Origin of the sequence: Mesorhizobium sp. M7A.F.Ca.CA.002.09.1.1 (assembly GCF_003998555.1) — a bacterium.
GTDB classification, from domain to species: Bacteria; Pseudomonadota; Alphaproteobacteria; order Rhizobiales; family Rhizobiaceae; genus Mesorhizobium; species Mesorhizobium ciceri.
On record NZ_RZRR01000144.1, the window covers coordinates 1 to 8,410 of the forward strand.

Here is an 8,410-nt window from a genome sequence, read left to right on the forward strand (position 1 = left end):
GTCCTTGAGGAAGCGATAGGTGCGGCGGTCGCGCCCCATGGCGACATGGCTGATGGCGTCGATCCACAGGCGCGGCTGCAAGCCGGACGAGACGACAAAGTCGAAATTGTCCATGTCGGCCGGAACATCGGCAAAAACCGGCGCCAGCTCGGCGGCAAGCAGATCGAGGCGCATGCGATGCGCCTCGCGCATGTCGACGACGACATCGTCGCGGTCGGCGAAGGCATTTTTGACATCACGGATGGCATCGGACAGTTTCTTCGACTGGTCGATGGTCTTCTCGCCTGCTTCCTTCATCGGCGTCTGCCTCGTGGGTTTGGTTAACACTGGGTTAACACAGCCGCCGGCAAAATGCACTGGCGAGATCGACGGCGTCGGGGTGCTCAGGAGGGTCGTCGTGCGCGAAAAGGTCAGCTGGCTGCGGCGGCGAATTTCTGGCGGTGCGGCCTGGCGCGGCGGCTGGTGTTGCGGCGAATGATCTCGGCAACGAGGTCGGGTGCTTCCTCGGCCAGCATATGGCCCGCCTCCAGCACGTGGTGCACGTGAAAATGCGCCGGCAGGTCATCCGCCTGGGTAAAGGGCAGCACCGCATCGCTGGTTCCCCATGCCACCATTACCGGCATGTTCAGCCGATCGAGGCGATCGTGCGGGATGACGCCTTGCCGATCGTCCACGGTCATGGCGGCCGCGATCCCGACCAGCTTTTCGAGTTGGCCGGGTCGCCTGCGCATTTCCCAAAGGATGTCCACCGTATGTTCGAGCGGCAGGGCAGAAGGTCCCGACATCTGGGAGAGGCAGGAGCGGATCTCGGACCGATCCGCGGCTTCGGCATAGCGGCGCAACAGCGGCCCGTTGATTTCGGGGCCAAGGCCGCCCGGCGCCAGAAGCGTCAGCGAGGCTATCTTTTCGGGCTCGGCCAGCGCCATCAGCGCCGCCACGGCACCACCCATCGAGTGGCCCACGAGATGAACGCGCTTCAGCCGACGCTCCGAGAGGTCGGTCAGCACGGCCTTGGCCGCCACCCTGGCCGGACCGGCGGCGGGAAAGTCGAGCGACATCCCATGCCCAGGCAGATCATAGGCCAGCGTATGCGTGGAAGGCGTCAGGGCGGAAATCACCTCGCGCCATACATCGTGGCAGCCGCCGAAACCGTGCAGCAGGACGATGGCCTTCGAGCCAACACCCTCTTCGGCGGCAAAAAGTGATGCGGTCATGAAAGCTGATTTTTTGTTATTGCAGAATGCGCGACACCAATCGTGGCTGAATTGCTCCTAGTCCGACATGATGACCAGTAAAATTTTCGCGATTTGTACGGTTGTGTACAGAACTTGGGGATCAACCGGCATTCGGCGATCGGAGCGCAGTAAATCCATCGGGACACGGCGCAGCCAGTGCGCGGACGTCGATGATGTCAGCTCGGGCTGCCGAGCCCGGCAGCGCGCAGCGCCTGAACCAGCCGGTCGGTCAGGTCGGCCGGATATTTCCGCTCGACGAAAGTCGCCCGCGGATCGGCGGCAAATTTGGGGAACTCGGTGGTCAACTGTTTCAGCAGCGTGCTCACCAGATGGTCCTGTCCGGCAGCCTTGGCGCCGATCAGCCGTGCCGCCAGATAGTGTGATTTCGTTGCGGTCGTTCTCAGTGCCATGCTGGCCGCGACTGCCTTGTTCGTGTCGCCGAGCATGAGCTCACCGACGAACAGCCCATAGTCCCACCATGTCGGGTGTCCGCTGAAGGTCTCCGCCGCATGATCGAGGATCGGCGTTCCCTCGGCGTAGCGTCCGGCGAAGATCAGCCCGTAACCGTAAGCGGCGGCCATGCCGAGATCGTAGGGGTTGAGTTCATAGGCCTTGCGCATCCAGCGGATTGATTCGTCCGTATTGCCGAGGTGCGAACTGACATAGCCGTAGGCGCGATGCGCATAAGGGCTGGTCGGACCCATCTGCACGCCGCGATGGGCAAACTCGACGGCTGTTTCAATCGTCGCGTTGGGCGGATAGGCGTAATGATCGGACACCGCCTCGAGATGCAGGGAAGCAAGTTCCGAATAGACGAGCGAGGACTTGGTTCCACCATTGGCCAGCTTCTCGAGGCAACGATAGGCCGCCTCATGGGTCCTGGCGTTCTGGTCGAGGTAATATTTGCCGTTGAGCAGCAGGCACTGCGTCAGACCGTTTGGCGTGCCGGTCTGCTCGATATAGTTGTAGATGGTGCCGGAGGCGGGGAGTGCCGAGCTCAGCATGTCGGCAATACGGTCTTCGACCGCCGCAGGTGCGCTGTCGGCAGGGGTGAGATTGCGCGATAGAAGCACCCGTCCGGACGCCATGCTTTGCAGTTCTATCGTGATATCGCCCGCGTCCGGTCCGGGCAGGATGTCGAATATGAAGCTCGCAGCGTCGTCGGCTGGATCGTTGACGGTGTCGCGGCCGATGAAGTCGATCGTATCGAAGCCACTCAGGCCGGCGCGCAGCGATGCGGCGACACGGCTGGCGTCGGAGCCGTCAGCCTTGAGTCCGATATAGACTTGCGGCAGGGCGTCAGCCCTTGCCGACGATGTGATGCTTGCGGTTGCGCCAGCGGTCTCCGGCGTTGCCGAGATGTCGCCGCCTGCCAGCAAGGCAGTGCTGCCCTGGCGAAGGATCAGTACGCCCAGCATGGCGATGACCAGGGCGATCGCCATCCAGAAAAAGCGGAGATGGCGCGCCACCGAGGGGGCAGGCGAAGTCGGTACGGAAGTCAGAGACATCGCCTCCGGCGTGCCCGTGCCGGCTTCGTTTGACCGATCGGCGGATGCGGCGCCGTCCAGCCTGAGTTCGGGAACAGCCTCGGCAATATCCGGCAGGCGGATCGCATTCGATTCATAGGCAGGAACATAGCCGCCGCGCGGAATGGCGATGCGGACCGGTTCGGCAATTCCCTCATTGGCGAAATAGTGCTGCAGAAGCTCGCGCAGCCTGCCTGCCTGCACCCGCACCACGGCATCGGTGGACGGGTCGAAATCGCCGTCCTTGCCGAAAACATCCATGGCAATGGAAAAGCCCTTGAGCCTGTCGGCTTCGCCGGCCTGTTCACGTTCGACAAGATAGCGTAGCAGCTTGCGCGCGCGTTCGGATCGGCCGAACGTTTGGCTGGCAAGCAGTCGCTCCAGTGTCTCGCGCACTGCGGGGGCGGCAGGCGTGGCATGCTGCAAGTGTCGATCCTCTCGAAGTCGGCACAGGTTGAGGCGCGATCATATAGGTCCCGCACCACCACACAAGTATACACCCCATTATGCGATCACGTACCCACCGGATAATTCCGCGGTGGTTAACGGCCCGAAAGGTCGGAACCGATCACCAGATTGGACGGTTCCGATCTTTGTTCCCGTCGGGCGTCAGCCGGCTTTTTTGCCGACGATACGGTTGGCGGCGGACATCACTGCTTCCAGCGAGGCGGCGACGATGTTGGTGTTGATGCCTGCGCCGAACAGCTTGCCGCCGGGATATTCCATCTCGACATAGGAAATGGCCGACGCGTTCGAGCCGCGCTGCATCGAGTGCTCGGAATAGTCGAGCACCGACATCTCGACACCGAGATGACGTGACAGCGCATCGACGAAGCCGTCGATCGGGCCGGTGCCTGTGCCCGATATCGTCAGTTCCTTGCCGTTGTCGAGGATGACCGCCTCGACGACGCGCCGGCCCTTGATCTCGGTGCTGGGATAGGTGTGGTGATCGAGGAATTTCAGCCGCGCGCCGGGCTGGTCGACATAGGTCTCGAGAAAGCGCTCGTAGATGCGCCTGGCCGGCACTTCCTTGCCCTCGGCATCGGTGATCGCCTGGATTTCCTGGCTGAACTCGATCTGCAGGTTGCGCGGCAAATTGAGGCCGTAATCGGCCTGCAGCACATAGGCGATGCCGCCCTTGCCGGACTGCGAATTGATGCGGATGATGGCTTCGTAGCTGCGTCCGACATCGGCCGGGTCGATCGGCAGATAGGGCACTTCCCACAGACTCGTATTGGCCTTCTTCAGCGCCTTCATGCCCTTGTTGATGGCATCCTGGTGCGAACCGGAAAAGGCGGTGTAGACGAGTTCGCCGACATAGGGGTGGCGCTCGGGGATCTTCAACTGGTTCGAATATTCATAGACGTCCTTCATCCGGTTGATGTCCGAGCAGTCGATCAACGGATCGACACCTTGCGTGTACATGTTCAGCGCCAGCGTGACGATGTCGACATTGCCGGTGCGCTCGCCATTGCCGAACAGCGTGCCTTCGACACGGTCGGCGCCGGCCATCAGGCCGAGCTCGGTGGTGGCGATGCCGGTGCCGCGGTCATTGTGCGGATGCAGCGAGACCAGCAGGTTCTCCCGGTTGTCGAGGTTGCGGCACATCCACTCGATGCGATCGGCATAGATGTTGGGTGTCGACATCTCGACCGTCGAGGGCAGGTTGATGATCAGCTTGTTGTCAGCGGTCGGCCTGACGATCTCGGTGACGGCGTTGCAGATCTCCAGCGCAACTTCCAGCTCGGTGCCGGTAAAGCTTTCCGGCGAATACTCGAAACGAAAGCCTCCGCCGGCCTTGGCCGCCATGTCGGTGATCATCTTGGCGGCGTCGGTGGCGATCCGCTTGATGCCGCCGACGTCCTTCTCGAAGACGACGCGACGCTGCAATTCGCTGGTCGAATTGTAGAAATGGACGATCGGGTTGGTGGCGCCCTTCAGCGCCTCGAAGGTGCGGGTGATCAGCTCCGGCCGGCACTGCACCAGCACCTGCAGCGAGACATCGGCGGGTACGTTGCCTTCCTCGATGCACCAGCGGGCAAAGTCGAAATCGGTCTGCGATGCCGACGGGAAGCCGATCTCGATCTCCTTGAAGCCCATGTCGAGCAGCAGGCCGAACATGCGTGCCTTGCGCTCATGGCCCATAGGATCGATCAGCGCCTGGTTTCCGTCGCGCAGGTCGACCGAGCACCAGATCGGCGCCTTGTCGATAACCTTCGAGGGCCAGGTGCGATCGGTGAGACCGACGGTCGGATAGGGCTGATATTTGCGAGCCGCGTCGGGCATGCCTTTGGCCGAATCCGTGTCGGCTACCGCGGCATCGGAGCGGATCTCTTCTCGTGCGTTCATCGTCGTTTCTCCCGGCGGCTCATGGATCCACCTTCAGGTGGATTGATGGCGAGCGGCGCCTTTACCAGAATTTCGTTCGCTTGATGTGATTGCCAAGGAGCATGCGCTTGCGCGGCGGTTCGACCGCCGGGCGCTCCTTCAGCGAACCCGGCGATCGCCGATAAGGCCGAGAAGAAGCAGGGTCGAAGCCAGCGCGCGCACGGTCTCGCCGGAAAAACCGGTCGGACGGGAAGCGTTGCTGGCGCGCGTGTTCATGGCGGTTCTCTTACAGGAGCGGCTTGTGGGAGGCAAGTGGGCCGCGGGCCGTGTCGTAAGCACATGAGTTGTCCGGATTAGCACGTGAGTTGTCCGGTTTCATAGCCAGCGAATGGAGGCTGGGGATGAAGCGGGCCGCAGGCCGTGCAGGACAACGAATCCGGGTTAACGGGCTTCTTCGGAGCCTTTGCCGGCGCGTTGGCCGACGAAGCGTCAAACGAAAAACCCGCCTGTGCGGCGGGTCACTGGCGCAAATCAGCACCATGGATGAAAATGTACCTTAGCTGAGGGCAGGGAGTCAAGAAAAAATTCCTATCATTAAAAACTTTCGGCACAAAGGCTGCCAACACCGCCGAACTGACTGCCGCCGCCAGGCCTTTGTTCAGCTGAGTTCGGCAGGCCGTGTCGTAAGCAGTCGTCCGGATTAGGCAGCAGATGAGTTGTCCGATTTGTCTGTCGGCTGGTTGAGACGGGCGGCACCCCGACGCGCGTGCTCTTCCCCAGGCGCGGCAAATGCGCCAGACTTGGGCGACGGGTTGCGATGTCCAGTCGCCGGGAGGGGTCGTCCATGAATTTCGTGTTCTTCTCGCCGCATTTTCCCGCCAATGGCGCGGATTTCTGCGACCGTTTGAAGAAGGCCGGGGCCAGGCTGCTCGGTATCGGCGACGCGCCCTATGACGCGCTCGACGCCAAGCTGAAGGCGGCGCTCAGCGAGTACTACCGTGTCGCCGACATGGAGGACTATGATCCGGTGTTCCGGGCAATGGGGCATTTCATCCACAAGTGGGGCCGCATCGACCGCTTTGAATCGCTCAACGAACACTGGCTGGAGCTGGAAGCCAACATCCGCACCGATTTCAACATCTACGGCACCAAGCTCGATTTCGTGAAGAACCTGAAGCGCAAGAGCCGCATGCGTGCCTTCTTCCGCAAGAGCGGCGTCGACACCATCGCGCAGCGCAAATGTTCCGACCGCGCCGGGGCCATGACCTTCATCCGGCGCGTTGGCTATCCGGTGGTGGTCAAGCCCGACAGCGGTTCCGGCGCATCGAACACCTTCAAGATCTCCAACGCCAAGGAGCTCGACCAGTTCTTCCGGGACAAGCCCGAGGACGTGACCTTCGTCATGGAGCAGTTCATCGAGGGGCTGGTGGTGACCTATGACGGGCTGGTCAACCGCGACGGCGAGGTGGTGCTGGCGGCCAGCCACCGCTACGACCAGAGCGTCATGGAGGTGGTCAACAAGGACCGCCACATGAGCTATACCTGCTTTCCCAGAATCAACCCGGCGGTCGAGGAGGCCGGTCGAAAGATCCTGAAAGCATTCGACGTGCGTGAACGCTTCTTCCACATCGAGCTGTTCGAGACCAAGGACGACCGTGTCATCGCGCTGGAGGTCAACATGCGCCCGCCCGGCGCCTGGATGACCGATGCGATCAACTATACGTTCGACATCGATGTCTATGCGGCGTGGGCCGACATGGTGGTCAGGGATGCCGCCGGCGGCCCTTACGAGGGCAAATATTTCACCGCCTATGCCAGCCGCAAGCGACGCCTCCACTATTTGCACAGCCATGAGGACGTGCTAGCCGCGCACCGCGACAAGATCGTCCACCATCAGGCCATCGAAGAGGTTTTCAGCCGCGCCATGGGAAATTACGCCTACCAGATGCGCTCGAAAGACGAAGCAGCGCTGCGCGAAGCGGTCGCGTACATCCACGCGGAAAAGGCGTGAGGCGATGGACATTTCCTATCATAAGAATTTCTCGAGCCAACTCGGCCGCGACATGGAATACAAGCGCTACGGCCATGCCGGCCGGCCGGTGGTGGTGTTTCCGACCTCGCAGGGCCGGTTCTACCAGTTCGAGGACTCCGGCGGGGTGGGCGCACTGGCCGAATTCATCGACACCGGCCGCATCCAGCTGTTCACGGTCGACGGCGTCGATTCGGAATCCTTCTTCGACAAGCATGCCGACGCGGCCCATCGCATTGCCCGCCACGAGGCCTATTTCCGCTATGTGCGCGAGGAAGCGCTGCCGGACTTCCTGTCCACGGCCGAGCAGGCCAATGGCGGGCGCAAGCTGAAGCCGCTGTTCTCGGGCTGTTCGATGGGCGGCTATCACTCCTCGAACTTCGTCTTCCGCTTTCCCGAACTCGCCAGCGGCGTCATCGCGCTGTCGGGCGTCTATTCGGCGCGCGATTTTTTCGGCAGGGCGCTCGAGGGCGATATCTTCTACAACTCGCCGCTCGACTATCTGCCCGGCATCGTCGATCCCAAACTGCTGGCCCGGCTGAAGACGCTCAGGCTGATCTTCTGCTGCGGGCAGGGCGCCTGGGAAGAGCGGATGCTGGTCGAGACGCGCAGGTTGGAACAGATCCTGCGCGACAAATCCATTCCCGCCTGGGTCGATTACTGGGGCGGCGATGTCAGCCACGACTGGCCGTGGTGGCACAAGCAACTGGTCTATTTCTTCGGCCGTTGGCTGGATGACGACCTGATGCACAGGCTGGATTGATAGGGAGGCCCGTCCGCTGACGGCTACCCTTCCTGGCATGCCGGCAGGGCGGTTTCGCGCTCCGAAGCCGATACGCGACGCAGGCCAAGGAAGACGACAAGGGCGGTGACGACGGTGATCGCCGCCAACACGATCAGCAGCCTGTCGAACGCCGTCTCGTAGGCCTGGACCAGAACAATGGCTCCGGCTTGGGGCAAATGTTGTGCTGCTTCGCCGAGATTGCCGGTCACCAGCAACTGGGCTGCCGCCGCTGCGTCCGTCGAAGATGCCATTCCTTATGCGGCGAGCTGCGCGGCGGCAAAGCCGGAAAGCGTCGCCATGACGATCGCCAGCGCCACACCCTCGCAGGCGACGCGGGTGGTGTTGAAGATGCCGACCGCCATGCCGGCGCGCTCCCTTGGCACGACGCTGACCGCAAGCCCGTCCATCAATCCCCAGGGCAGAGCGATGCCGACGCCGATCAGCATCAGCGGCGCCATCAGCGCACTATCGACCGGTGGTGTCAGGCTCAGCCAGACAAGCCCGGCGG

At 62.2% G+C, this 8,410-nt stretch carries 5 protein-coding genes and 2 pseudogenes; 2 read left to right on the forward strand and 5 right to left on the reverse strand.

Translation table 11 applies throughout. The features are described 5' to 3' along the window. From EN994_RS09110 to leuA, 4 genes and pseudogenes are all read right to left on the reverse strand, one after another. Positions 1-297, reverse strand: a pseudogene (locus tag EN994_RS09110) (hypothetical protein); the annotation flags it as partial. Positions 298-410: 113 nt separating this feature from the next. Then, positions 411-1,214 carry an alpha/beta fold hydrolase gene (locus EN994_RS09115; RefSeq protein ID WP_024504511.1) on the reverse strand — a complete coding sequence of 268 codons (804 nt, stop codon included), beginning with the start codon at positions 1,212-1,214 and terminating at the stop codon, positions 411-413. A gap of 197 nt (positions 1,215-1,411) precedes the next feature. Beyond that, complete coding sequence (locus EN994_RS09120; RefSeq protein WP_063168867.1) at positions 1,412-3,187, reverse strand: hypothetical protein; 1,776 nt, start codon at positions 3,185-3,187, stop codon at positions 1,412-1,414. Between the two features lie 183 nt (positions 3,188-3,370). Then, entirely contained in the window at positions 3,371-5,110 is a 1,740-nt protein-coding gene (gene leuA / locus EN994_RS09125; RefSeq protein WP_032899463.1) for a 2-isopropylmalate synthase, read from the reverse strand. Positions 5,111-5,933: 823 nt separating this feature from the next. On the opposite strand from leuA, the gene EN994_RS09135 reads away from it, so the two are divergent. Then, positions 5,934-7,100: an ATP-grasp domain-containing protein gene (locus EN994_RS09135; RefSeq protein ID WP_063168866.1), complete on the forward strand. Its 1,167-nt coding sequence runs from the start codon at positions 5,934-5,936 to the stop codon at positions 7,098-7,100. Positions 7,101-7,104: 4 nt separating this feature from the next. Continuing rightward, positions 7,105-7,881, forward strand: coding sequence for an esterase family protein (locus tag EN994_RS09140; RefSeq protein WP_063168865.1), 777 nt, complete (start codon positions 7,105-7,107; stop codon positions 7,879-7,881). A gap of 23 nt (positions 7,882-7,904) precedes the next feature. On the opposite strand, the pseudogene EN994_RS09145 reads toward EN994_RS09140, so the two are convergent. Beyond that, a pseudogene (locus EN994_RS09145) lies at positions 7,905-8,410 on the reverse strand (MFS transporter); the annotation flags it as partial.